The organism is Dyella sp., assembly GCF_036384435.1.
Lineage (GTDB): Bacteria > Pseudomonadota > Gammaproteobacteria > Xanthomonadales > Rhodanobacteraceae > GSA-30.
Genome location: NZ_DASVMI010000018.1, coordinates 1 through 23,663 on the forward strand (window position 1 = coordinate 1; position 23,663 = coordinate 23,663).

The window sequence follows — 23,663 nt, forward strand, 5'->3', positions numbered from 1 at the left end:
ATGCCAGTCAGGTTGGAGCACCTGATCCGGGGCCAGTTGTCGGGCGGCGACGCAATGAGCCAGCAGGCCCACCACCGCCAGCGTGCCACGCGTCACATCCGTGAGCGTGCTGGGGTGGGAGTGCTGTTGAGCGGGATCGGCCCAGTGCCCGCGGTGAAGCTTTGGGCGTGCGCGTGCCGTATCATCCATGTCAGCCATGAACAACTCCTCTGAAGTTGGTTGTGGTCAGCGAGCCGTCTGGGCGGCTACCCATTCGGCTCGCGCTTACTGCTTCTTGCAGTGTCGCTCGTGATTCGTGTTTGGATGATGCACGAGCGACGCGCCGAACATCGCATATTTCGTGCGAAAAGTCTTTAGGACGCGTTGGAAAAAAACACCCTGAATTTCAGGGTGTTTTTTTGTATGGAGGGGTATTCAAAAAAGTCATGATGGTGGCGACGGCTCACCTTGTAGGAGCGCATTCATTCGCGAAGCAAGTCGCGACTTGGTCGCGGCTTGGGGCTTTTGCGGCCTGAAAGCCCAAAGCCCCCGTCGGCGACTCAATTGCCGATGGCATCGCGAATGAATTCGCTCCTACCTGCAAAGCGCGGGGTGGCGGTTTAGAGCCCGCATGCGCGTCATCGCGCCTGCCCCAACCACGGCCATCGCCACGATGATTTTGAGTTTGACGGTAAGGCGCATGCTCGATATCCCCTGCCATCGCAAGGGTTATCAAGGCATGGGACAGCGGCTGTGACTATGGCCGCCTCGCAGAATCGGCATGGCTGGCGTTCGCACATGACGAGCGCCAGCCATGCCCCGAGGGTTTACTCCTCGCCGTCTTCTTCGTCTTCCTCTTCCTCGTCTTCGTCACCTTCGAACTCAGCCAGTTCTTCCACGCGCACGAAGTTGGGTGCGGTGTCGGCAAAACCGATGTGCTTGCCGTCGGCGCACATCGGGCGCACCTGGCGGCGGGCTACGCCACCTTCGGTGTTCTCGACCAGGGCAAAGCAGACCAGGGCCTGGGCACTTTCTTCGCCAGCATCCTCGAACACGGCGACCCAGCCGTTGGCGGGCAGGAGTTGCAGGATGGTTTCTTGTTGGGACATGGGGATCTCCAGAGGGTTGGGGTAAACGGGCTAGCTTGCCGCGTGGCCGGGAAAGGGTGCAAGCCGGGCCAGCCACATCGTCTCGGTCACTCAATTCTCTCGACCCACACAAAAGACGGACTGATGCAAGGCTTCTGCTTGGACTTTGGCTTGATTGCGGCCGACTGGTGTCTGGATTTACGATGCGCGTCACAATTTACGACGGTTCCGGAGGGAATCCAGACGCGGTCCGAGGGGTTCGTCTTCGGGCATGAACGTGTCTTTGCGCCGTGGCTACCCCGTACCGACGATGGCCGGTGCCGAGCTTCATGTTCGGTTTTTGCATGACCTGCGGGTCTTCAGGGGGAAGTACATGTCGATCCCATTTTCCAGGTGGCTGCTCACGGCGACACTGATGGCCATGGGCCAGGGCGTCTGGGCACAGGCGGCTTCGTCGTCCGCAGCCGATGACGACCTGGCCAGCCTCGATACGCGCATCACGCCGGCCGTCTTCAATGCAGCGCAGAACGTGGCCGCCATCGCGCAATGCAGCCGCCTGTTATACGTCGACAGTATCGACGGCCAGCGCGCGATGCTGGCCTCGGTGTGCCCGGACCATACCGAGCTTAAGATCCGCTGCGACGGCGACCGCTGCGAGGCCGCCCACTAGCCGCCCGGTTTCGATCCGCCTTGGCCGTGCCCGGTGCAACCATGGGCCGGTGTAGCGCACGACGCCTGCCCGGGCCTGGCCACGCTGTACATGGCCCAGCTTATCTGGCGCAGGAGGGCATTGTGGTCATTGCCCTCGGCACAGAGGTCGAAGTGCCCCTTGCCGGGGATGAAGCGAATATCGGCGTGGGCATCGAGCTTGACCAGCGCTTCTTGCAGGCGATGCACGGCACCGTCTAGATAGAAGGTGTCGACATCACCCACGTAGACGTGCAGGCGCCCATCCAGGTTCGGGCGCAGTACGGGCCAGTTCGACACCAGGTAGCGCACGATGTCGTAGTGGTCGCGCCAGTAGGCGACGACGTCAGGGTCGATCGCACCGCTGTCGCGATCGAACATCGGCATCGGCCGGCCATCCGGGCCACGTGGCGAGAACACCCATTCGAACGAGGCCATCTGCCCACCGTAGGCACCGAGCACACGCTCCATGCGCGAGGAACCCTCGAAGGTGTCGATTACCTTGTCGTGGTCGCGCATGATCGGCGTAAGCGAGCCGTCGGCACGACGATAGAGATTGGCGTGCGGCGCATAGAGATCCACGCCACTGAAGTTGCCAAAGTCGACCGGATCGGGCGAGGTGGCCCAGACACCGCCAAAAATCTTCGGGTAGTGCGTTTGCAGCCACAATGCAGCCCAGCCGCCGGACGAATGCCCGGTAAGCAGACGGCCGCTGGCGCGCGCATCCATGCGGTAGCGTGACTCCAACGAGGGGATCAACTCCTGCGTCAGCGCCTTGCCCCACGGGCCGTTGTTGACCGAGTCGGCGAACTCGTGCGTGCCGGTGGCGCTGGATTGATCCAGATACACCCAGATCATCGGCGGCATCTGCTTTTCCGCCATGGCGCTGTATGTCGTGACCGCGCTGGCGGACAACGAGTGATCGTCGCCGCCGAAACCGTGCGTGTCGTAGACCACCGGATAACGTGCCTGGCCTGAGGCTTCGTAGCCGGGCGGCAACAGCACCCAGCCGCGCATGTGGATGGGATGACCCCAGAACGCGGTCAAGGCGGGACTGACGAAATCGATCGGATGCACCGATTCGCGCGCCCGGGCCAGATAGCGCTGCGCGCTCTGGCTGAGTGCGCCGGGCGGGAAGACCCAGGGCTGGCGGCGCGGCATCATGTGGTCGAGCGTCAAGGACACCGGGGCCGTGGTGGGTAGATGCACCGGGGTGGGCGCGCTCTCCAGGTCACCGCCGCTGCGCCCGCGATAGGCATAGTCGTGATTGGTGTCGAGCACGGCCTGGAACACATAGTCACCCGGCGGCAACGAGGCGAACTCGCGCGGCCACGCAAGCCGGCTGGCGTCGATGTCCACCCCGTGTCCGTGGCTGATGGCATGGACTTCGCCCGCTGCCACGTCGACTTCGGTGGGTGCGAAGGGATCGACATCCACCTGCTTGATCGGCGCGCCCTTGGCCTTGGCGCGCGCCGACGCCGCATCGATGGCAAAAACCAGCAGGCGGCCGGATACAGGGACGTCGCCGAGCGTGCGCACGTCCACGTGCACCACCACGGGCGCCGCAGCCCATCCGGCGCATGACCACGCCAGCGCGGCAACAAGCAGCATGGCACGCACCGACCGATAACCCCGTTCATGACGCGCGGCACGAGCTTCCATCAATGCTCCGGCACCAGCGACACGCGCTGCACCTCGACGGGCAAGGCGGTGCCCTGCACGAACGGTGCGACGGGTGTCAGCTCCACCTGCATCGGCTGGCCTAAGGCCCCGGGGGCACGGCGGATGTGCAGGGCGCCCTGCCCGGGCGACCACGCATGACGTTGGCCATCGACCCAGACATCCATGCGCGCGGAGGCCGTGGGTGCCCGGACCTCGATGTTCACCCTGTACGACGGGGCCTTGGCATCCACCGTCCAGGCCAGCTTGTATAGCGTGGCCGGTGCTTCGTAGCCTTCGCCGTTGTAGTTGAGGAAGTGTTCGGCATGCGTGGCATCGAGCGCGAATTGTCCCTGCGCATCGGCCGGCAAGGCGGGGGGCCGCACACGCAACGTGCCGTGCAGCGGCAACACCAGCACCGGCATGAAGTCGGCAAGGTCCGAATGGGTGGCCGGCCAGCCATGCAAGGCATCGAGATCGATGCTTACGCCATCGCCTTCGTCGCTCACCGCCACCGTGGAGGCTGGCGCGCCCAGGCGATAGGCCGCGCCGAACGCGGCAGCCTTCACGCCTTTCAGGTGCAGGCGGTGATCAGCCGGTGGCTTGTCCACGAACAGGTACAGGGCATCCCTGCCCTGGGTTGCATAGCCGAAATCGAGCGCCGGAAAGGGTTGCCGGGTCGTGGCGTAGATGGCCTGGCCGTTACGCTTCATCCACTGCCCGATGCCTTGCAGCACCTGGGCTTCGTAGGGCACGACCGAACCATCGCCCTCCGGGCCGATGTTGAGGATGTAGTTGCCGCCCTGGCTGACCACACGCACGAGACGCGTGATGTTTTCGCGGATCTTGCCGGGAAGATCGTCGCGTACTTGCCAGGAGCGATATCCCCAGGTCTGCGGAAAGATCGACGCGGGTGCCTGCCATGGCAGTTCCATGCCGACGTCCGGCTCGCTGTTGTCGCCCATGACGGCGAAGTCGCCACGATAGTTCCATACGCGACCGGAGATCATCGTCTGCGGTTGTAATGCATGCACGGTCTGCGCGAAGTGCGCGCTTTGCGCGGGCGTGGGCTTGCCCATGTCGAACCAGATCTCGGCGATCGGGCCGTAATGGCCGAGCAGTTCCTTTAACTGGGCCACATTGAAGGCCTCCTGCTGCGGCGTGATCGGGTTGCTGTTGCCTTCGATGTAGGTGTTGCCGCCCGGATGGTGCCAGTCGATCGTGGAGTAATACACACCAAATTGCAGGCCACCGCGTGCGCAAGCCTGCGCCAGTTGCTTGACGATGTCCTTGCGGTAGGGCGTGCCATCGACGGTGTTGTAAGGCGTCTGTGCGGTATGGAACAGGTTGAAGCCGTCGTGATGCTTGGCCGTGATGACGATGAATTTCATGCCCGCCGCCTTCGCCAGCGCCACGATGGCATCGGGATCGAAGCGCACCGGGTCGAATTGTGCCGCCAGGGCTTCATAGTCCTTCAGCGGCACCGGCGCATTGGCCATGATCTGCTCGCTATAGCCGTTGTCCACGCGCTTGCCCTGCCACATGCCCCCGGCCACCGAATACAGTCCGAAGTGGATGAACATGCCGAACTTGCGATCCTGCCAGGCTTTCACGGTGGACGCGCCGGGACCGGGCCCGGCCGGCGGCTGCGGCGCATCCAGCGGCCGGACAGATGGCCCCGCACCCTTGGCGGCCTGCGCATTCATGGCCATGGCGGCCCATGCCATGGTGCCGAGTACGAGCCAGCGTGCGGCCGTGTTTCTGTTTTGCATGGTTGCCTGCATCAAGGATGAGAACGTCTCGTGGCGAGCATAGCAGCGCGTGTCCGCGCGCATGTCCGCACATCGAAGCATGTTGTCCGCGGACGCGCGACGAGGTACGCGAAGAGGTTGTGAAAATGGCGCAACCATGCGGTTTGCGAGGCACCTCGACCGTTGGCACGACGTTTGCGATATCCCTGGTGAAAGAACCCTGCCACCTGAGGAGAACACCATGAAAGCCGAAGCCCTGATCCTGCGCAGTCTGTTTACCGTGTGCTCGCTGACCTGCCTGCTGACCCTGGGAGCGATGTTGTTCTGATCGCCGCGTCGATCTCGCGGCGGCCTGTTCGTTGTCCTTGAGAGACCCTGTCACCCGGAGGACCATCATGAGCCAGAGCCCCGCACTGATTCCCGCTACCGAGCTTGCCAGCCGCAATGTGATGCGCATGCCCCATGAAAGCGCAGCGTATCGCCAGGCACGGCAAGCCCTGCTGGCCGAAGAGATCGAATTGCGCCGGCACATCGAGCGCGTGGCCGAGCAGCGGCGCGCGTTGCCGCCCGGCGGAGAGGTGATCGGCGATTATCGTTTTGAAGGCGAACAGGGACCATGCGACTTTGCCGCGCTGTTTGGTGATAAGTCCACGCTCGTGGTCTACAGCTACATGTTTGGACCGCAGCGAGAACGCCCCTGCCCGATGTGCACATCACTGCTCAGTGCATGGGACGGCGAGGCACGCGACATGGAGCAACGCATCGCGCTGGCCGTGGTAGCTCGTTCGCCCATCGACCGGCTGCTGGCGTTCAAGCGTGAACGCGGCTGGCGCGCCCTGAAGTTGTACAGCGACGTAAACCAGCATTTCAGCCGCGATTACCATGCACTAGGCGAGGACGGGGGCGATTTTCCCGCGCTCCATGTATTTACCCGCCGCGACGGCGTGATCCGGCATTTCTGGGCCGGCGAAATGGGCGACGAAACCAGGGACCCGGGGCAAGACCCGCGCGGCGCGCCGGACCTCATGCCGATCTGGACGGTGCTGGACATGACGCCTGAAGGACGCGATCGGCATTGGTATCCACGGCTCGATTACGGCGCGTGACGAGTCAGGCAGGGCGGGTAGCGTGATTATCCGTTCGCCTGCCTGCGTGCCTGCCCCGCATCGAACTTATTTTTGCTTGCCGTCCTGGTTGTCCTCACCCGTGCCGTTGATTGCATCGCCACTGGGCGAAGTATCTTCGGGACGGCGCGGTGACTTGTTGGTGTGATCGGGGTTCTTTGGCTTGACCGGCGGTGATGCACGATCCCCGTCCTGGCCTTCGTGAGCGTGCGAAGCGGCGAAAATGGGCGGCACGGAGGACGCCATGGATGAACTCATACCCTGCTCCCGGTAAGAATCGAAGAAGTTCACCTTGACCGACACCGGATCAATCGCCGGTGACGGTCATGTCATCAGCGCGCTTACGGGCCAGGCTTCGTGCGTACGCGGTCGATAGCCGACATGAGCTCTTCGGAGCGATAGGGCTTGAGCAGGAATACGTCATACAGGTACCTGTCACGCTGCATGCTTTCCTCGGCCACCGCGCTACACAGGATAATTGGCCGCTCATAGCCTTGCGCGCGCAGCCGGCCGATCATATCCAGGCCCGACATGACCGGCATCATGAAATCGGTAATGATCAGTTCGGGCCGCTCCTGCATGGCAATCTCCAAGCCCTGCTGGCCATCACTGGCCACTGTGACATGGAAATCCGCCGACTCGAGCAGGGCGCTGACGACAAACGCCACATCCGGATCATCCTCCACGAGCAGAATACGCAGCATCGGCTCAGTCCGTACAGCCGAACGCGTGCAAGCGTTCGTCACTGCCCAGCGCAAAACCACGATGACCAATATGGAATTGCTGGGTATGCGGATCGAAATCCCGGCTACGCATCTTCACCACCGACAGGTAGCGGCGCAGTGCCTGATCATGACGTGACAGGTTGAGCAGGACAACATTGTCGATCATCGCCGACAATTCGTCGGTGGGCATGATGCTGTCCAGGCCGAGTTCGCGAATCTCCATGGAATACAGCGATGTTACGCCCATGTCGCGCAACTGCTGGTTGACGGCATTGATCATGTAAGGAAGGCGGGCTCGATCAAGCAGGCCGTCCCGGATGGCGCCCAGGCCATCGACAAAGACACGACGCGCACCCAGGGTGCGGCTGCGCTCGATGATCAGGTGCATGACCTCATCGGCGAGGATATCCGCCGGCGGCTGCCACACGATATGCGCGGCACCGCTGTCGACCATGCGATCCAGGTCGAACCCAAGGCCCCGCGTGCGGGCGCGCAGGCGCGCGGGCGTTTCGTAGAACGTGAACATCAGCGCTGGATGTTCGGGCGTGGCTTGCGACAGGAAGTGCAGCCCCAGCGTGGTCTTGCCCGAGCCGGTAGGGCCCGATACCAACGTGGACGACTCGGCGGGAATGCCACCACCGAATAATTGGTCGAGTTCGCCCAGCCCGGTGCCGAGCATGCCGGTGGCGTGCTGGGAAGAGGGCAGCGGATCGACGCAGCTCTCGATGCGCGGAAACACCGTGATGCCCCGGGCGCTGATATGGAAACCGTGCTTGCCGGTAATGATGTTCGCACCGCGCTGCTTACGCACCTGGATGCTCTGCACCGACCGGTAGCCCGCTGTCTCGTTGCTCATTTCGATCCAGCCATCGACCATGGTGTGCTCGGGGCTGGTGGCCTGGCGTGCCTGGTGGGTGAGCATGACCAATACCGCACCGGCCATCGCGGCTACGCCCTGCAAGCCATGGATGAAGGCGCGAAACTCCTGCTCCGAGGACACCGACTGCGCCACGAACGTGCCATCGAGCACCATGGCGGTGGCCTGGTGACGCTTGAGTTCATGCTGGATCAACTTGCTGAGGCCGGTGAGTCCGTCGCGTTCGAGCACACCGTAGCCGCTGACGTATTCGAGCCGGCCAGGCACCGCCTCGGGATCGAAGAAGGACATCTGGCGCACATAGCTGATCATGCGCTCGCTCGACTCGGCCAGCAGAGACATGTACAGCGCGCGACCACCATCGCGCACATGCGAGTAGCAGAATTGATTGGCCAGTATGGTCTTACCCGCGCCGGGAGGCCCCTGCACGATATACGCCGAGCCGCGCTGGAAGCCGCCATCCATCAGGCGATCCAGCCCCTCGATACCTGTCGAGAGCTTCTCGATCAAAGGAAATTCTCCGTTAGCCCCAATGCATCCGGAGAATGATAAGTGGCCGATCGCAGGGCCCACAACATAAGCGACTTCCATGCAGGTCTGGAGGTCGTTCTAACAAGGCGGATATGGTCGAAGCGTGAACCCATCACGATTCGGCCCAACAGGTGCGGAAGGTTTGCAGCCGGTGCCGATCGGTATCCGGACTGCTGCCCGCTTTCCGGCCCTCAGGCCGCCGGCTGCAAGCCTTCCGCACCTGTATGCGAGCGCGCATCATGGCGTGTGCCGCCATAAAAAAGCGCCATCTGAACTGCATGACGCGCGTAGAGACTGCGTAAAAACTGAACACAGAAAAGGGCGGCCACAGGCCGCCCTTTCCGGGTGACTAACCGATCAGGCGAGCGTGCTGCCGAACAATTTGTCCAGCATTTGCCAGTGGCGATCGTAGGCTTGGGCACTGAACGCCGGGTGGTCCGGCACGGCAAAGCCGTGGTGCGCACCCGCATAGGTCTCCACGGTGTGCTTGACGCCAGCGGCGGCAAGCGCTTTCTCAAGCTCGGCTTTCTGCTCGTCGGTGAAGTGCGCATCTTCCACCGCACCGGCCACATAGACTTCACCCGTGATGCCCTTGACGAAGCGATGCGGGCTATCGGGCGCTTCCGAAGCCAGGCCGCCGCCGTGGAACGAAGCGATCGCGGCATAGGTGTCCTTATGTTCACCAGCCGCGGTGAGCGCGCAGTTGCCGCCCATGCAGTAGCCGGTGCTACCGAGCTTTTCGCCCTTCACCTCCGGCCGTGCAAGCAGGAAGGCCGCGAATGCCTCGGCGTCGGTAACCTTGCGCTCGTGATTGAGCGTGCCCACCAGGCGCATCAGGTTGTCGATGCCGGCCTTATCGGCAAGAACCTTGGCAGGGACCATCTGCTCGTATCCGCCTTCGCGGTAGTACAAGTCAGGCAGCAGCACCACATAGCCCTTGTCGGCCAACTGCTGACCCATCTCCCACAGCACCGGGCGAATGCCCAGGCCATCCATGAAGAACACCACACCCGGCCACGGGCCTTCACCGGCCGGTGTGAACAACTTGGCGGGGCACTGGCCGTCGCGGGTCGGAACGACGACGTCGATACTGGGCATGGCGAACTCCTCGAACAGGGACAGGGGACGCCCATTATAGTTATATGAGGATGCCCTCATACAACAGCAGGAATTTGCGATCCGTTTCGCTGACGAAAGACGAGAGGGCGGTAGCGAGGGCGCGCTGCCCCAGGTGGTCGTCCATTTCCAACGGGCGGCGCGTTCGTGACATGGCAACCTATGACACCCTCTCGTCCCTGCCCCTTCGCTATGCGTCATTCGCCGCTTGAGATCCAGGGCCCAGGTGAGCAGGCACGTATGATCGATCGATCACTGGCTACATACCTTCCTGCAAAGGCATCACACAATGCAGCCCTGCGCAGATCACGCGCAGCAGATTCAGTTCCGCTGGCGTGACCGTGCCATCGGCGCGAATCGCGCGCAGCAGTGCTTGCACGAAGATCTCCTTGGCGGGCGGCATCAGGCCGTCCAGGTCATCCAGCGCTCGGCCGAATGCGTCTTGCCATGGCGTGGGCAAAGGCTGCCACACGCGGGTGGAGCCAGGGTAGGCATCGCCCAGGCCGAGCATCCATGCACGCTTGGCCGCCGCCTCGTCGGTCGCGCCATAGGCGGCCAGCACGGCAATCACCAGTGACGCGCTGTCGATGCAGGCGGTGAGTTTTTTCTGCCCGTCCACCGGCGCACTGCGCGGACGCATGGCTTCGCCCAGTTGCATGCGCAAAAGGCGCATGAAACAGAAGTCATCCAAGGCAACGTCGCCCCCAGTACGCGCCAAGCCATCGAGCGTACCCATGAAGGTGCCCAGCCTGCCCTCGGGAACGCGCTTGAGCGCAGGAAATGCCAGCGCGAACAAGGTGGTTTTCTGGCCCGGTTGCAACGAGGCCACGTCGCCGGCCATGGCGTCGATGGCGTAGACCATGTCATCGCCGAATGCATTGGCCGCCAGACGTCGCTGCGAATCGCGTAGCGCAGATGGCGCGGCCATCGACAAGGCCAGCATGAGTTGCATGGCACTTTCCGGCTGCTGCGCGGCGGTGGTCAGGGCCGTTGGCAAGGCTACCTTGATTGGCGGCGGCGCTGCGTGGCGGAGGTCATCGCCAAGCGGGCCGACCCGGCCTGACGTCGGCGGTATCGCTGCGCCCACGATGAAGGGAATCGGTCCGCGCTCGGCAGCCCGGACCGGGGATTCGCGCTCAAGCTCCTGGTCGCGCGCGTCTTCTTGCTGCTGCATGCGGGTGAAGATGCCTTCCAGGTCGCCCTCGCGAAACGCCGGATCGAGCGCGCGAATACGCTTGATCAGCGGCGGATGCGTGGCATACAGGCCATCGAAGAAGCTCGGCGCATCCGCATCGCCGAACAGCATATGCGCAACCTCATGGCGATTGGCCGCATGCAGGCGCGAACCATCGCCAAGCGCAGCGATTTTCTTCAATGCACCGGCAATGCCTGAGGTCTGGCGTGTGAACTGCACCGCCGAAGCGTCGGCCAGCGATTCGCGCGAGCGCGCCACCGAGGCCTGGATCAGACGCCCGAAGAAGTAACCGATATACCCCACCGCCACCAAGGCCAGCCCCAGGACCGCCACGCCATCCGTGCCGCGACGATTGCTACCGCCACGCGGGCTGAAATAGATCAGCTGCCGACCGATGATCGCCAGGGCCATGATGCCGAACAACATGCCGATCAGACGAATGTTCAGGCGCATGTCGCCATTGACGACATGGCTGAATTCATGGGCGATCACGCCCTGCAATTCATCGCGGGTCAGATGATCGAGACAACCACCGGTCACGCATACGGCCGCATCGGACACGGAGAAACCGGCGGCGAATGCGTTGATGCCGGGCTCGTCGGGCATGACATAGATATCGGGCACGGGGGTGCCCGACGCAATCGCCACTTCCTCGATCACGTTGCGGAGCTGGCGCAATGCCGGATCGGCCGTATCCGGTGGCACCGGGAGTGCGCCCATGCCTTCGGCGACCGCCTTGCCACCCGACGCCAGGCTGGCGATACGAAACAGCGCGCAGCCGCCGATGACCGCCAGCATGCCTACCGTGGTCAGCGGAAGCGCGCGCCGCGCGGCCCAGCCCTGCTCGTTCATGCCATGCCGAACCAGGAATACCCAGACGACGAGGTCTACCGTGACGACGATCGAAATGACCGCCAGCACGAACAGCACCACCATGCGGCGGCTACTTGCGCGCACGCGCGCTTGTTGGGCGAAGAAATCCATGGTGTCCCCTCGTCAGCCGCCACGCCCATAGCGTGGCGGCCACCCACGATCAGGTGAAGGAAACCTTGGGCGCTTCGCGCGCGGCCGGGTTTTCCAGCGCCAGCGGCTCGGCTGGCTGGAAGCTGAAGCTGTTAGCCACCATCGAGCCGGGGAATACTTCGCGGCGATTGTTGTACGTCATCACCGCGTCGTTATAGGCCTGGCGTGCGAAGGCGACGCGATTCTCGGTGGAGGTGAGTTCCTCGGAGAGCTGCATCATGGTCTGGTTGGCCTTGAGGTCCGGGTAGGACTCGCTCAAGGCAAACAGCCGCCCCAGGCTCTGCGTCAGGGTGTTCTCGCTATCGGACAACTGCTGCATGGCTGCCGGATCACCGGGATTGGCCTTGGCGCCGGACAGGCCACTTACGGCCGCATTGCGCGCGCGCACCACCGATTCGAGGGTTTCACGCTCATGAGCCAGATACCCCTTGGCCGTTTCCACCAGGTTGGGGATCAGGTCATGACGACGGGTCAGCTGCACATCGATCTGGGCAAACGCATTCTTGTAACTGTTACGCGCGGTAACCAGGCCGTTGTAGAGCGCAATCACGTAGAGAACGATCGCGACGATGATGACCAGGAAAATGACCAATCCCATGGAAAGCCCCCATATGGCGCCCCGTTGCGCCGGACGCGCCGGAGAATAGCACGGGTATATCGCAGGAAATCACGGGACGGATGGCATGGCATGAAGCAACGTCAGAATAACGAAGCGATATTTCTCAGGAATTTCCTGAGGTTGTCCTGGCTGCCTTCATCGCCTCCCAATCCAGCCCGAACCTCGCCAGATACTTGCGCAGCCTGTCAGCATCATTGGTGGTGGCGCGCTGCTGGCGCGACACGGCAAACAGTTCGCGCCCTGCTTGCGACAGGGACGTCGAACGCATGCACACGCGTACGACTTCTTCCAGTTGCACGCGATCGAAGCGATCCAGTTGCGCCACGTCCCCGCCAAGCAAGTCATCCAGCACCGACGGCGGCTCCACATCGCGCCACTGCCGCTGCAGTCTGCCGATTTCATCATCCACCTGGTCGACCTGGATGCGGCCTGCCGTGGCCAGGGTGGCCATACGCATGACCGAAGCGCCGAGATCGCGGAAATTACCGTTCCAGCGCGCCTGTGTGCTGGTGGCGAAATCGAGAAACGCACGGCGTGCTTCACGATTGAAGGTGACACGCTGATGCTGCTCGCGTGACCAGCGCTCCAGTTCGAATTCCAGGTTGGGCTCGATATCCTCCCGGCGCTCGGCCAGCCCCGGCAAGCGGTAGGTCCACAGATTCAGGCGCGCGAGCAGATCCTCGCGAAAGCGACCGGCGCCCACAGCGTCATGCAGGTCGCGATTGGTGCCGGCGATCAACTGGAAATCGCTATCCACCTCCTTGTCACCGCCTACCGGCAGGAAACGCTTTTCCTCCAGCGCGCGCAGCAGCATGGCCTGTTCGTCCAGGCCCAGTTCGCCGATCTCATCGAGAAACAACAGACCATGGTGCGCCGAACGCAGGAGACCGGCACGATCACTGGTCGCGCCGGTGTAGGCGCCGCGCGTATGACCGAACAAGGTGCTCATGGCGCCGTCGCCACGCAGCGTTGCACAGTTCACTTCGACAAAACGCCCCGGCAATTGGTGCTTGAGTTTCTTCAACTCAAAAATGCGCCGGGCAAGCTGGCTCTTGCCCGCTCCGGTCGGCCCCATCAACAGCATCGGTGCTTTTGAGCGCGTGGCGACGACTTCGATCTGCTCGATCATGCGATTGAACGCCGCATTACGCGTGGCGATGCCGCTTTTGAGGAGATTGCGGTCTTCCAGTTGCTGCTGTTGAAAACGTTGCGCGATGCGGTCGTAACGCGACAAGTCCAGGTCGATGATGGCGTAGCTGCCGGCGACGCTTTCGTCTTTCTTGCGCGGCGGCGATGTCTGAAGCAGACGCCCCGGAAAGATGCGGCTTTCGGTCAGGAGAAACCAGCAGATCTGCGCGACGTGCGTGCCGGTGGTGATGTGGACGTAGTAGTCCTCCTCATCCGGTAGGAATTCATACCCGCGCAGGAAGTCGTGCAGCGTGGCGTAGACGCCTTCGAAATCCCAGGGATCGGGCAGATAGGTGTCGTGCCTGCGCACCTGCGTATCGGGCGAGACCTGCGCGAGGTCCTCGGATACGCCCCTGGCCAACTTGGCATAACGGCGTTCATCCACCAACAGGTCCAGCCGGTCGAGCAGGAAATCCTCATGCATGCCTAAGGCGACTGTTGGCCGCCAATGCTCCCAGCGCGCCGATCCGAAGCCCTGATCGAGCTGGGTGCCAAGCATGCTGATGACCACCTGCTTCTTCATGTATATAAAAAGATAAATCCTGATATGAAGTTATATTTTTTCAGGAGATGAAAGACGCGTCAAATCGAGCAAGACAAATTTATCCTCTTTAAAATCAATGCGATAAGATCATTGGCAGCCATTGGCACGCCGTTTGCCCTATGCCTGGCAAGTCCCACAGGAATGCAGACATGGCAAACATCCGACTCTTTCGCTCCTTCCCTGGCTCTCACGTGCCGCGCGCCGACGCGCACAATGAAGCTGGCGGTGCCGCCTATACCCGAGATCCGAAGTCGGCCCTGGCGTTGTATGCCGCTACCGGCTGCCTTAACAACACGTTCTACGCCAACGCTGGCGAACAGCTCGACCACGTGCTGCAACTGGCGGCTCAGGTGCCGGCGCGCTTCGTGGCGCAGACGGCGATCTATGCCCGCCAGCGCGGTCACATGAAGGACATGCCCGCGTTACTGCTGGCAACCCTGGCGGTGCGCGATGGCAAGTTACTGGAGGCCGCGTTCGATCAGGTGATCGACAACGGCCGCATGCTGCGCAATTTCGTGCAGATCCTGCGTAGCGGCCAGGTCGGGCGCAAGTCGCTGGGGTCACTGCCCAAGCGTCTCGTGCAGCAGTGGCTGGAGCGTGCATCGGTAGACCAGATCATCCAGGCCGCGATCGGCAGCCAGCCGTCGCTGGCCGACGTGATCCGGATGGTGCACCCCAAGCCCGCCGATGCCGAACGCGCGGCCTTGTACGCCTGGGTGATGAACAAGCGCTACGACGAAACGGTGTTGCCGGCCAAGCTGCGCGCGTATGAAGTCTTCAAGGCGGATGCGCGACAGGGGGCGATGCCGGACATGCCGTTCCAGTACTTCACCGCGCTGTCGCTGGATACGGCGCGCTGGGCCGAACTGGCCAAGCGCGCGAGCTGGCAGACGCTGCGCATGAACCTCAACACGTTCGCGCGTCACGGCGTGCTGGATAACCATCGCACGGCGGTGCGCCTGGCCGAGCGGCTGCGTGATCCTGCCCAGGTGCGCAAGGCTCGTGTGTTTCCATACCAGTTGCTGACGGCGTACCGCGCGGCGGATCCGGCCATCCCCGGCGTGATCGTGGATGCCTTGCAGGATGCCATGGAAGTGGCGACCCGCCAGGTACCCGCGCTGCAAGGTTCCGTGGTGGTGGCGGTGGACGTATCCGGTTCGATGGCGTCGCCCGTGACCGGCTATCGACAGGGCTCGACCACGGCGACGCGCTGCGTGGACGTGGCTGCGCTGATCGCCGCGAGCATCCTGCGGGTGCGCCATTCGGCCCGCATCATGCCCTTCGACACCGAGGTGCGCGCACTGCGTCTGAACCCACGCGACAGCGTGATGACGCAGGCCACCCAACTGGCGTCGCTATGTGGTGGCGGCACGCGGGTCAGCGCACCGCTGGCGCAGTTGAATAAGGAAAAGGCCGCCATCGATCTGCTGGTGCTGGTGTCCGACAACGAAAGCTGGCGTGACACGAACCGTGGCCCGGCCACGGCGACGATGCAGGAGTGGGCCCGGATCAAGCAGCGTTGCCCGCAGGCGCGAATGATCTGTATCGACCTGCAACCGTATGCGACCAGCCAGACGGTGGAGTCACCCGATGTGCTGCACGTGGGCGGCTTCAGCGACGCGGTATTCGAGCTATTGGCGATTTATGCCGCCGAAGGCTCCGATACCCGACGATGGACCGAGCGGATCGCTTCGATCCCGCTCTGAAAGGCCGGCACCAGGAGGTGCCGGGGCAACTGCGGCGGAGGGCCGGCGCAGTTGGCCGCAGAAGGCGGGAAGCTTTCGCGCGGCAACGCAGGACGGCAGGCAATGGGGCCTGCCGATGAAGGAAACGGACAGCGGCGAATGCCGGTGCGACTACATCTTTGGAATGTCCCGACTCCGGCCGGGAGACGTCGCACCTTCCTCGTCGTCGCTGTTCGCAGCGATTTTTGGCGATGTGCCGGGAATGCCGGCGAAACTACACCTATTAAGTGCCTGGTCGCGGGTTCGAGTCCCGCCCGTCGCAAGACGGTAGCTCAGCGGTAGAGCAGGAACGTTTCGTCACCCTTGTCGCGGCGCATCGCCAAAGACCGTTTTTATGCGGATGCATGCGAATGCACGTGGAACTACATCCTGTCACGATGAACGCCGTTCCACGCTTGATTTGTCCCATGCGCCGCACCCCGTTGATTCCATGAGCCACATACGATGAACATGAATTCCTACGACGTCATCAACGAAGCCGGTGCAGTACCGATCAAGCTGTGGACCCGCGGCGTACCGCTGGAAGACGAAGCGCGCAGGCAGTTGATCAATATCGCTCGCCTGCCTTTCGTGCACCGCTGGATCGCGGTCATGCCCGACGTACACCTGGGCAAGGGCGCCACGGTCGGCTCGGTCGTGCCCACCGTCGGCGCGATCGTACCGGCGGCGGTGGGCGTGGATATTGGCTGCGGCATGATGGCCGCACGTACCACGCTGACCGGCGACGACCTGCCCGACCACCTGGGTGAGATCCGCGCCGCGATCGAGAAGGCCGTGCCGCACGGACGTACGGTGGGCACACGCGACAAGGGAGCGTGGGCCAATCCGCCGGAAGCGACGGTGGCTGGCTGGAAGACGCTGCACGACGATTTCTCGAAAATCACGGCGCGTCATCCAAAGCTGTCGCGTACCAACAACCTTAATCACCTGGGCACGCTCGGTACAGGCAATCACTTCGTCGAGGTGTGCCTGGACGAGGAAAACCGCGTGTGGTTCATGTTGCACTCCGGTTCGCGCGGCGTGGGCAACGCGATTGGCTCGCACTTCATCGAGAGGGCCAAGCAGGACATGCGTCGCTGGATGATCAACCTGCCCGACCAGGACCTTGCCTACCTGCCGGAGGGCAGCGACTATTACGCCGACTACGTCTTTGCCGTGGACTGGGCGCAGCGCTATGCCCGCATGAACCGCCAGATCATGATGCAACATGTGGTGGATGCGGTGCGCAAGGTGATCACCAAACCGTTCGATGCGCAGGCCGAGGCGGTGAACTGTCACCATAACTACGTCAACCGGGAGCACCATTTTGGCAAGGACGTGCTGGTGACCCGTAAGGGTGCGGTGAGCGCGCGCAAGGGCGAGATGGGCATCATCCCCGGTAGCATGGGCGCCAAGAGCTTCATCGTGCGCGGCCTGGGCAACGCCGAAAGCTTCCATAGCTGCAGTCATGGCGCCGGCCGCGTGATGAGTCGCACCGAGGCGCGCAAGCGCATCAGCGTGGAGGACCACGCCAAGGCGACCGCTCACGTGGAGTGCCGCAAGGACGCCGACGTGGTGGACGAGTCACCCGCCGCGTACAAGTCGATCGAGGCGGTGATGGAGGCACAGCGTGACCTGGTGGAAATCGTGCATACGCTGCGCCAGGTGGTCTGCGTCAAAGGTTGAAGAAAGAGGGAGGGCGCCTGGCGCCCTCCCATGCAAACGATGGAACGATGATGGACATGATCGAGATCGACGGCCAAGCTGGCGGGGGCCAATTGCTGCGCACCGCGCTGAGCCTGAGCCTGTGTACAGGCATTGGCTTCACCATGGAGAACATTCGTGCGAGACGCTCGCGCCCCGGATTGATGCGCCAGCATCTGACCGCGGTGCGTGCAGCGGCGGAGGTGGGACACGCCAGGGCGGGAGCGGCTGCATTGGGGGCAACGCGCCTGCGCTTCGAACCGGGTACCGTTCGCGCCGGCGACTATCGCTTCAACACAGGTAGCGCGGGCTCCACCACGCTGGTGTTGCAGACCGTATTGCCTGCCCTGTGGCATGCGCAGACGGCATCGCGCCTTTCCCTGGAGGGAGGCACGCACAATCCGATGGCGCCCAGCGCTGACTTCCTCGCTGACAGTTATCTGCCGGCGTTGCTCCCCATGGGTATCGAGGCGAGCGTGACGTTGCAACAGCACGGCTTCTATCCGGCCGGCGGCGGCATACTGCATGCCCACGTGCAACCTGCCACGTTCAAGCCGGCCTCGCTGCTGGAGCGCGGCGAACTCGTGACGATGGAGGCGTGGGCCATTCTTTCGGGCCTCGCTTCACAGATCGGCGCACGCGAGCTCGGCGTGCTGGGCGAGGAATTGGGCCTGGCCGAGGATGCGCTGCACCTGCGCAGCATCAAGCCTCCGGTTGGACCCGGCAACGCCTTGCTGGTGAAGGTGCACCACCGTAAGCACGCCGCAACGTTCGCAGCGTATGGCGAGCGCGGCGTGAGTGCCGAACACGTGGCGCGCAAGCTGGCGCGTGACGTACGCGCTTACCTGGCATCGCCGGCCTATGCCTGCGATCATCTGGCCGACCAGTTGCTGCTACCCATGGCGCTGGCCGGCGGCGGTCAGTTCACCACGCACACGATAAGCGACCATTTACAAAGCAATGCGCGTCTGATCGAGAAGTTCCTGCCCGTGGAGATTCTTTGGGAGCGCGAGGCCGATCGGGTCTGGCGGGTTGTGGTGGAGTGAGGTCGCGCCTTTCTGGATGAAGCCGTTCGCTTCACAAGCTGTGAAGGGTGAAGAGGGAGCAAGCAAACTGCGACAAAGCCCCCCCTCGCAGGCGCGACTTCAGCCGCGATGCAAGACGCGTCGTCGTCGCCGCTTGGAGATTTTCGGAGCCTCACTCCGCGATCACGTCGCCGATGGCTTTTCGCGACCGAAGTCGCGCCCGCGTGGGCCTTATTGCCGTGTTTTCCGCCTCCCTCGGACACGCCGAGGGAGGCGATGGATATGGGCTCCTGCTCTCCCTCTTTACCCTTTACAGCGCCGCAGGCGCGACTTTACAGCTCGCGAAGCGAGCGACTTCACCCTCCATCACTTCGCAATGAGCAACAGCAACGACTGCCCGCACTGACCGTAGGTGGCGCCGGCGCTGCCGATCAACGTCTCACTGCCGGGCGCCGCGAAGGTGTTCGCACCATCGTTCCAATTGCAGGTATCGGTGACGCGGTACCACTGCGTGCCAGTTGGAGGTGCCGGCAAGGTGAAGGTCACCTGTCCCGACCAGCCGTTGTACGCCACATACATCGAATTGCTGTCGCCGAACGACGAGCCATTGATCGTGTACGCGATCGCATAGTTGTTGCCGCTGTTCCAGTAGTTGCTGTCGGCGGCCGCTCCGCTGGGCTGATACCACGCCACCTGGCTGGTCGTGTACCAGCTCGCTGGGCGCAAGGCCGGGTGAGCCTTGCGGAAGGCAATCAGCCGCTTGGCATACGTGTTGAAGTTGGTCTGGTCGGTGGTCCAGCTGTAGTTCAACCAGTTGCCACTGGAGTCGAGGTTGTATGCGTTGTTGTTGCAGCGAAGCGAACGCAGGTATTCATCACCGCCCTGCATCAAGGGCGTGCCCGCGGACAGCATGACGAACGCCAGCCCCGTGCGTGCGGCACGACGTTGATCCAGCGCTGTGCCGGTCCCGGCCGACATGCCCTGGTCCCAGCTGTAGTTGCTTGACGTGCCGCCATCGGATGGCCCATAGGGCCACGCCTGGTTGTTGCTGGCGCCATTGCAGGCATAGACGTCGTTGAGCGTCAAACCGTCATGCACATCGATGAAATTGGTCGAATTCCAGGGCGAGCGACCGGCTGCCTGGTAGAGATAAGCAGAACCGGTGAAGTTGTTGGCATCCTGCCCGATGGAAATGGCCATGTTGCCGAGTTCATTCTGCGCCTGGCGGAACGTATCGCGGTAGTTGCCATTCCATTCCGACCAACCTTTGGGAAAGCCGCCCAATTGATACGAATTGCCACCGATCGCCCATGGCTCGGCAAACAGATCCAGGCCGCTGCCACCCGCGGCAGGTCTGGCAGTGAACTCGTGCAGGATGCGATTGATCGCTACGTTCGGATCGGTCGCGCTGAAGTTATAACCCCCGCTAGGGCAGTTTGGTGCGGCCGATTGTGGCGTGTCGCTCAGGCAGGTGTTGCCGAGCACCGCTGCCAGGTCGAATCGAAAACCATCCACGCCCATCGTGTTGGCCCAGTAGGCCAGCGAGTCGACGATGAGGTTCTGCGCCACGGTGTTGTAGGTGTTGAAGTTGCCACCAACGCCCGTGTTGTCATAGTAATACTGGTTGTTTGACGCCAGTTCGTAATACGTGGGGTTATCCAGGCCCCGCCACGAGTAGATCGTGGCGGTGGTCGGATCCGAGCTCGTCCATGTGCCGCCTTCGCCGGTATGGTTGTACACCACGTCGATATATACCTTGATACCGGCATTGTGGAATGCCTGCACCATCGCCTGGAATTCCGCCGTGGGACCGCCCGCAGCCTTGTTCGACGCATAACGGCGGTCGGGCGCGAAATAGTTTTCAGTCATGTAGCCCCAGTAATTCTGGTTGGCATCGGAATTGGGCACTACGTCGTTGGCGTCGTTCTGTGTCTCCTGCACAGGCAGGAATTCCACCGCCGTGACACCCAGGCTCGCCAGGTAACTGGCCTTCATGCCGGCACCCTTATAGGTGCCGCGATAGGCCGCGGCGATACTGCTGTCCTGAGCGGTGAAGCCGCGAACGTTGACCTCGTAGATCACGTCGTCCTTCTGCGCGCGCGTGGGCTTGGTGCCCGTGGACTGCCCGCTGGCGGACAATACGATGCCCTTGGGCGCATACAGGCCGCTATCGGTCGCACGATTGGTCGCCCCTGAGGCGAATACGTTGCCATTCTGGTTCGACGGATTGAGCGGATCCTGGCTCATCTCCAATGCGTAGGGATCGAGCAGCAGCTTGTTGGGGTTGAAGCGATTGCCGGCGCTATCGACGTCACTGACGAAGCCCACGGAACTGCCCTTGGTCCAACTGGCGCTATAGGGCCAGTTCGGCCCCCAGGCACGGTAGCCGTAGTAGACACTGCCGCTGATACCGGCCGACTGGATCGACGATACCGGCACGGTCACCGACCACACGCCATTGCCCGTATTGGTCAACGCATAATTGGCCGCATCCTGCGCGCCATAGCCGCTGCCATACAGATATACGGCGATGCGCGTGGCATGCGCCGAATACACACGGAAGGTAATACTGGTCTTTTGCGCGTTGTAGCTGGCGCCTAGGGACATGCTGTTGATGGCTGCATGCGCCGGCGCAGCGCAAAGGCCCATGCACAACACCAGCGCGGCCAGCAAGGAAGAACGGTTCATCGGATTTTTCTCCATCCTGCTTTCGTTGAGGATCGGATCGGCCACGCCCACGCGCGACCGGAAGCTGCCATGCAAGCCCGTGATGGATGGAACCGGCAGTGGCCGCGCACCCCGTGCGTAGCGGCATCGCCGTGAAGAGCTGACCGTGCAGTGCGCTGGATAGTAGAAAGCATCGCGGTGCAGCAACCAGCCGATGCATACGTATTCATTGCGATCTGCTTCGCAGTGGCCGCGCCATGGGGCGCGGCTTACACGGGGTCGATGCGGCCGAAGAGATCGGCAGCACTACGATCGATCCGGGCGAGGGCGAGGCTATTCTGGTGATCGACGACGAAGACATCGTAAGATCGCTGGTGGTGGAGATATCGCAAGACAGCGGCTATGCAACGCTGGAAGCACCCGATGAACCGGCAGGTTGCCGGCGTGGCACGCCAGCGGCTCCCGGGCCTGCGGGTCTTGTTCATCGCCGGCTTCGCCGAGCAGGCTTCCATGAGCCCCGGCCAATTGGGCCAAGGCCCGGCAGTGCTGACCAAGCCGTTCCTATCGTCACGCTGGGTAACAAGTTACGTGAGCTCATCAATGGCCCATCGCTGCGCGCTCCTGTCGTTCCAGACCGCCAGGGAGCCGGCATGCGTGGTTTCTTGCGAGCACCGTGACGGCGACTGCACAACCGGCCCTTTAGCCTGTACGGGGAGATGAGGACGGCACGTGAGCGACTTCAGACGTTATTCGCGCATTGCCATGTTCGCCCTGCGTTATCGCCGCGCAGGCGTGCTACGCGGTGTACCTGGACCGGTGAAGTCCTCGCCGCGGTTGACACCGCAACGCTTCGTCGATGACCTGGAGGCGCTGGGTCCGGCATTCATCAAGATGGGCCAGGCTCTCTCTGGCCGGCCTGACTTGGTCAATCCCGATTACCTGGCCGAGCTGGCACGCATACAGGATGACGTCACGCCCATCAGCGTGCAGGCCGTGCGACGCATGGTGACGGTGGAACTGGGCCAATCGCCCGAGCAGTTGTTTCGCCACTTCGATCCGGTACCGCTGGCCGCCGGTTCGCTGGCGCAGGTTCACGCCGTCACCCTGCCCGACGGGGACGAGGCGGTCATCAAGGTCCAGCGCCCGGGTATCGCCCGCCGCATCCGCCACGACCTCAACGCGCTCGAACGCATGGCCATCGCCGCGCAACGGCATACCGAGGTGGGTCGCCGCTACGGTTTCGTACATTGGATCGCCGAGCTTCGCCGTAGCCTCTTGAACGAACTGGATTTCGTCGCCGAAGCCGACCACCTGCGCACATTCGCCTCCAACCTGGGGCATTACGACGCGCTGGACATTCCAGTGCCGTATATGGAATTCACTACAGCGCGCGTATTGACCATGGCACGTGTGCGCGGCGAGAAACTGCCACAAGACGGGCCACTGCCCGGATCGCCTTCCCAGCACGTGCAACAGGCCAGCCAGTTACTGTGCGCGTATATCGACCAGGTATTCGTGCATGGACTGGTGCACGCCGACCCGCATCCGGGCAACCTGGTGCTGATGGACGATGGCCGCCTGGCATTGTTGGACTTCGGCATGGTGACCGGCCTGTCGCCCAGTATGCGGCGCGATCTGCTGCGCTTGATGATGGCTGCCGCCGATGGCGACGCCGAGAGTGTGTCCGATATCTGCGAACACCTGTGCTCGGCGCTGCCCGAGCTCGATCGCCTGGCGTACCGTCGCGCGGTGTCCAACGCGGTGATGCGCTACGCCACTGCCGGTGAACGCAGCACACTGGAGGAAGGGCGCCTTTTGCTGGCGCTCACTGTCATCGGCGCCGACAACGGGCTGCGTCCACCAGCCGAGCTGAGCCTGCTCGGTCGGGCCTTGCTCAACCTGGAACCGGCCGTCGCACGTCTGGCACCCCATCTGCCAGTGCGTGAACTGGTGCGCTCGCGCCTCAACGGCATCTTGATGCACCAGCTTTCGCATCCGTTATCAGCCGCGCAGAGCGGCGCATTGCTGCTCGATGCCCAACGACTCGCGCTCGATGCGCCAGGACACATGAATACGCTGTTGCGCACCCTGGCCGACAACCGATTCAAGGTCCGCCTGGATGGCCTGGAAGAATCACACCTGATCGAAAACCTGCAAAAGATCGCCAACCGCATCTCCGCAGGCGTCATCACCGCTGCACTGTTGATCGCCGGCGCGCTGGTGAGTCGCTCGACGCGTGCCGGTTATGGATGGGTGGCGGCGATCATGTTCGGGCTGGCCGGCCTGATCGGCCTCGTGCTGGTCGCCAACTCAATGCGTCGCGACCGCGCGCCACGCGATGATAGCGACGCCGGAGTGCACTAAGCATACGCAGGAACGGCTTCAGTCGCTATGCAATCTGCGATTCCGTCGCAGATTGGACTTTTAAAACCTCCAG

21 protein-coding genes are annotated in these 23,663 nt (G+C 62.8%); 8 read left to right on the plus strand and 13 right to left on the minus strand.

What is annotated here, in order from left to right; translation table 11 throughout:
* On the minus strand, positions 1 to 198 hold a 198-nt coding region (locus VF436_RS01305), incomplete at its 3' end, for a hypothetical protein (protein WP_330902165.1).
* 608 nt (positions 199 to 806) lie between these two features.
* Positions 807 to 1,088: a hypothetical protein gene (locus tag VF436_RS01310; RefSeq protein ID WP_330902166.1), complete on the minus strand. Its 282-nt coding sequence runs from the start codon at positions 1,086 to 1,088 to the stop codon at positions 807 to 809.
* Between the two features lie 352 nt (positions 1,089 to 1,440).
* Here VF436_RS01310 and VF436_RS01315 point away from each other — a divergent pair, with 352 nt between their 5' ends.
* The gene (locus tag VF436_RS01315; RefSeq protein WP_330902167.1) at positions 1,441 to 1,737 is read left to right on the plus strand and encodes a hypothetical protein; all 297 of its coding nucleotides are present in this window, start codon (positions 1,441 to 1,443) and stop codon (positions 1,735 to 1,737) included.
* Here VF436_RS01315 and VF436_RS01320 read toward each other — a convergent pair.
* Complete coding sequence (locus tag VF436_RS01320) at positions 1,734 to 3,416, minus strand: alpha/beta hydrolase (protein WP_414649795.1); 1,683 nt, start codon at positions 3,414 to 3,416, stop codon at positions 1,734 to 1,736. The two genes, VF436_RS01315 and VF436_RS01320, sit on opposite strands and share 4 nt — an antisense overlap.
* A complete protein-coding gene (locus VF436_RS01325) occupies positions 3,416 to 5,185 on the minus strand; it encodes an alpha-L-fucosidase (RefSeq protein ID WP_330902168.1) in 1,770 nt (589 codons plus the stop codon). Before VF436_RS01325 ends, VF436_RS01320 begins: the two co-directional genes overlap by 1 nt.
* Before the next feature lie 136 nt (positions 5,186 to 5,321).
* Here VF436_RS01325 and VF436_RS01330 point away from each other — a divergent pair, with 136 nt between their 5' ends.
* Together VF436_RS01330 and VF436_RS01335 are read left to right on the plus strand one after the other, a co-directional pair.
* Positions 5,322 to 5,492, plus strand: a complete 171-nt coding sequence (locus VF436_RS01330) for a hypothetical protein (RefSeq protein WP_330902169.1) — start codon at positions 5,322 to 5,324, stop codon at positions 5,490 to 5,492.
* Positions 5,493 to 5,559: 67 nt separating this feature from the next.
* Positions 5,560 to 6,270, plus strand: a complete 711-nt coding sequence (locus VF436_RS01335) for a DUF899 family protein (protein ID WP_330902170.1) — start codon at positions 5,560 to 5,562, stop codon at positions 6,268 to 6,270.
* Between the two features lie 66 nt (positions 6,271 to 6,336).
* Here the strand turns inward: VF436_RS01335 and VF436_RS01340 are convergent, their stop codons facing one another.
* From VF436_RS01340 to rtcR, 8 genes are all read right to left on the minus strand, one after another.
* Complete coding sequence (locus VF436_RS01340) at positions 6,337 to 6,546, minus strand: hypothetical protein (protein WP_330902171.1); 210 nt, start codon at positions 6,544 to 6,546, stop codon at positions 6,337 to 6,339.
* 83 nt (positions 6,547 to 6,629) lie between these two features.
* On the minus strand, positions 6,630 to 6,992 hold the full coding sequence (locus VF436_RS01345; protein ID WP_330902172.1) for a response regulator: 363 nt from the start codon (positions 6,990 to 6,992) through the stop codon (positions 6,630 to 6,632).
* 4 nt (positions 6,993 to 6,996) lie between these two features.
* Positions 6,997 to 8,400 (minus strand): RAD55 family ATPase, encoded by a 1,404-nt coding sequence (locus VF436_RS01350; protein WP_330902173.1) that lies wholly within the window; start codon positions 8,398 to 8,400, stop codon positions 6,997 to 6,999.
* A gap of 378 nt (positions 8,401 to 8,778) precedes the next feature.
* On the minus strand, positions 8,779 to 9,519 hold the full coding sequence (locus tag VF436_RS01355) for a dienelactone hydrolase family protein (protein WP_330902174.1): 741 nt from the start codon (positions 9,517 to 9,519) through the stop codon (positions 8,779 to 8,781).
* Positions 9,520 to 9,559: 40 nt separating this feature from the next.
* On the minus strand, positions 9,560 to 9,691 hold the full coding sequence (locus tag VF436_RS01360; RefSeq protein WP_330902175.1) for a hypothetical protein: 132 nt from the start codon (positions 9,689 to 9,691) through the stop codon (positions 9,560 to 9,562).
* 105 nt (positions 9,692 to 9,796) lie between these two features.
* Positions 9,797 to 11,716, minus strand: coding sequence for a M48 family metallopeptidase (locus VF436_RS01365; protein WP_330902176.1), 1,920 nt, complete (start codon positions 11,714 to 11,716; stop codon positions 9,797 to 9,799).
* 49 nt (positions 11,717 to 11,765) lie between these two features.
* Positions 11,766 to 12,353 (minus strand): LemA family protein, encoded by a 588-nt coding sequence (locus VF436_RS01370; protein WP_330902177.1) that lies wholly within the window; start codon positions 12,351 to 12,353, stop codon positions 11,766 to 11,768.
* Positions 12,354 to 12,477: 124 nt separating this feature from the next.
* A complete protein-coding gene (rtcR, locus tag VF436_RS01375; RefSeq protein WP_330902178.1) occupies positions 12,478 to 14,085 on the minus strand; it encodes an RNA repair transcriptional activator RtcR in 1,608 nt (535 codons plus the stop codon).
* 170 nt (positions 14,086 to 14,255) lie between these two features.
* Between rtcR and VF436_RS01380 the strand changes: the two genes are divergently transcribed.
* The 3 genes from VF436_RS01380 to rtcA all read left to right on the plus strand — a co-directional run bounded on the left by VF436_RS01380 (position 14,256) and on the right by rtcA (position 18,580).
* Entirely contained in the window at positions 14,256 to 15,812 is a 1,557-nt protein-coding gene (locus VF436_RS01380; RefSeq protein ID WP_330902179.1) for a vWA domain-containing protein, read from the plus strand.
* Between the two features lie 483 nt (positions 15,813 to 16,295).
* Complete coding sequence (locus VF436_RS01385) at positions 16,296 to 17,516, plus strand: RtcB family protein (RefSeq protein WP_330902180.1); 1,221 nt, start codon at positions 16,296 to 16,298, stop codon at positions 17,514 to 17,516.
* A gap of 56 nt (positions 17,517 to 17,572) precedes the next feature.
* Positions 17,573 to 18,580 carry an RNA 3'-terminal phosphate cyclase gene (rtcA, locus tag VF436_RS01390; protein WP_330902181.1) on the plus strand — a complete coding sequence of 336 codons (1,008 nt, stop codon included), beginning with the start codon at positions 17,573 to 17,575 and terminating at the stop codon, positions 18,578 to 18,580.
* Between the two features lie 345 nt (positions 18,581 to 18,925).
* On the opposite strand, the gene VF436_RS01395 is transcribed toward rtcA, so the two are convergent.
* Positions 18,926 to 21,247, minus strand: coding sequence for an isoamylase (locus VF436_RS01395; RefSeq protein WP_330902182.1), 2,322 nt, complete (start codon positions 21,245 to 21,247; stop codon positions 18,926 to 18,928).
* Positions 21,248 to 21,483: 236 nt separating this feature from the next.
* On the opposite strand from VF436_RS01395, the gene VF436_RS01400 reads away from it, so the two are divergent.
* Together VF436_RS01400 and VF436_RS01405 are read left to right on the plus strand one after the other, a co-directional pair.
* Positions 21,484 to 21,903, plus strand: a complete 420-nt coding sequence (locus VF436_RS01400) for a hypothetical protein (RefSeq protein WP_330902183.1) — start codon at positions 21,484 to 21,486, stop codon at positions 21,901 to 21,903.
* Between the two features lie 52 nt (positions 21,904 to 21,955).
* Positions 21,956 to 23,590: an ABC1 kinase family protein gene (locus VF436_RS01405; protein WP_330902184.1), complete on the plus strand. Its 1,635-nt coding sequence runs from the start codon at positions 21,956 to 21,958 to the stop codon at positions 23,588 to 23,590.
* The last annotated feature ends 73 nt before the right edge of the window (positions 23,591 to 23,663 follow it).

Excerpts from the sequence above, each read along its gene's own strand:
- VF436_RS01310 (WP_330902166.1), bottom strand. The coding sequence starts at position 1,088 with ATGTCCCAACAAGAAACCATCCTGCAACTCCTGCCCGCCAACGGCTGG.
- VF436_RS01315 (WP_330902167.1), top strand. The coding sequence starts at position 1,441 with ATGTCGATCCCATTTTCCAGGTGGCTGCTCACGGCGACACTGATGGCC.
- VF436_RS01320 (WP_414649795.1), bottom strand. The coding sequence starts at position 3,416 with ATGGAAGCTCGTGCCGCGCGTCATGAACGGGGTTATCGGTCGGTGCGT.
- VF436_RS01325 (WP_330902168.1), bottom strand. The coding sequence starts at position 5,185 with ATGCAAAACAGAAACACGGCCGCACGCTGGCTCGTACTCGGCACCATG.
- VF436_RS01330 (WP_330902169.1), top strand. The coding sequence starts at position 5,322 with ATGCGGTTTGCGAGGCACCTCGACCGTTGGCACGACGTTTGCGATATC.
- VF436_RS01335 (WP_330902170.1), top strand. The coding sequence starts at position 5,560 with ATGAGCCAGAGCCCCGCACTGATTCCCGCTACCGAGCTTGCCAGCCGC.
- VF436_RS01340 (WP_330902171.1), bottom strand. The coding sequence starts at position 6,546 with ATGAGTTCATCCATGGCGTCCTCCGTGCCGCCCATTTTCGCCGCTTCG.
- VF436_RS01345 (WP_330902172.1), bottom strand. The coding sequence starts at position 6,992 with ATGCTGCGTATTCTGCTCGTGGAGGATGATCCGGATGTGGCGTTTGTC.
- VF436_RS01355 (WP_330902174.1), bottom strand. The coding sequence starts at position 9,519 with ATGCCCAGTATCGACGTCGTCGTTCCGACCCGCGACGGCCAGTGCCCC.
- VF436_RS01360 (WP_330902175.1), bottom strand. The coding sequence starts at position 9,691 with ATGTCACGAACGCGCCGCCCGTTGGAAATGGACGACCACCTGGGGCAG.
- VF436_RS01365 (WP_330902176.1), bottom strand. The coding sequence starts at position 11,716 with ATGGATTTCTTCGCCCAACAAGCGCGCGTGCGCGCAAGTAGCCGCCGC.
- VF436_RS01370 (WP_330902177.1), bottom strand. The coding sequence starts at position 12,353 with ATGGGATTGGTCATTTTCCTGGTCATCATCGTCGCGATCGTTCTCTAC.
- rtcR (WP_330902178.1), bottom strand. The coding sequence starts at position 14,085 with ATGAAGAAGCAGGTGGTCATCAGCATGCTTGGCACCCAGCTCGATCAG.
- VF436_RS01380 (WP_330902179.1), top strand. The coding sequence starts at position 14,256 with ATGGCAAACATCCGACTCTTTCGCTCCTTCCCTGGCTCTCACGTGCCG.
- VF436_RS01385 (WP_330902180.1), top strand. The coding sequence starts at position 16,296 with ATGAACATGAATTCCTACGACGTCATCAACGAAGCCGGTGCAGTACCG.
- rtcA (WP_330902181.1), top strand. The coding sequence starts at position 17,573 with ATGATCGAGATCGACGGCCAAGCTGGCGGGGGCCAATTGCTGCGCACC.
- VF436_RS01395 (WP_330902182.1), bottom strand. The coding sequence starts at position 21,247 with ATGAACCGTTCTTCCTTGCTGGCCGCGCTGGTGTTGTGCATGGGCCTT.
- VF436_RS01400 (WP_330902183.1), top strand. The coding sequence starts at position 21,484 with ATGGGGCGCGGCTTACACGGGGTCGATGCGGCCGAAGAGATCGGCAGC.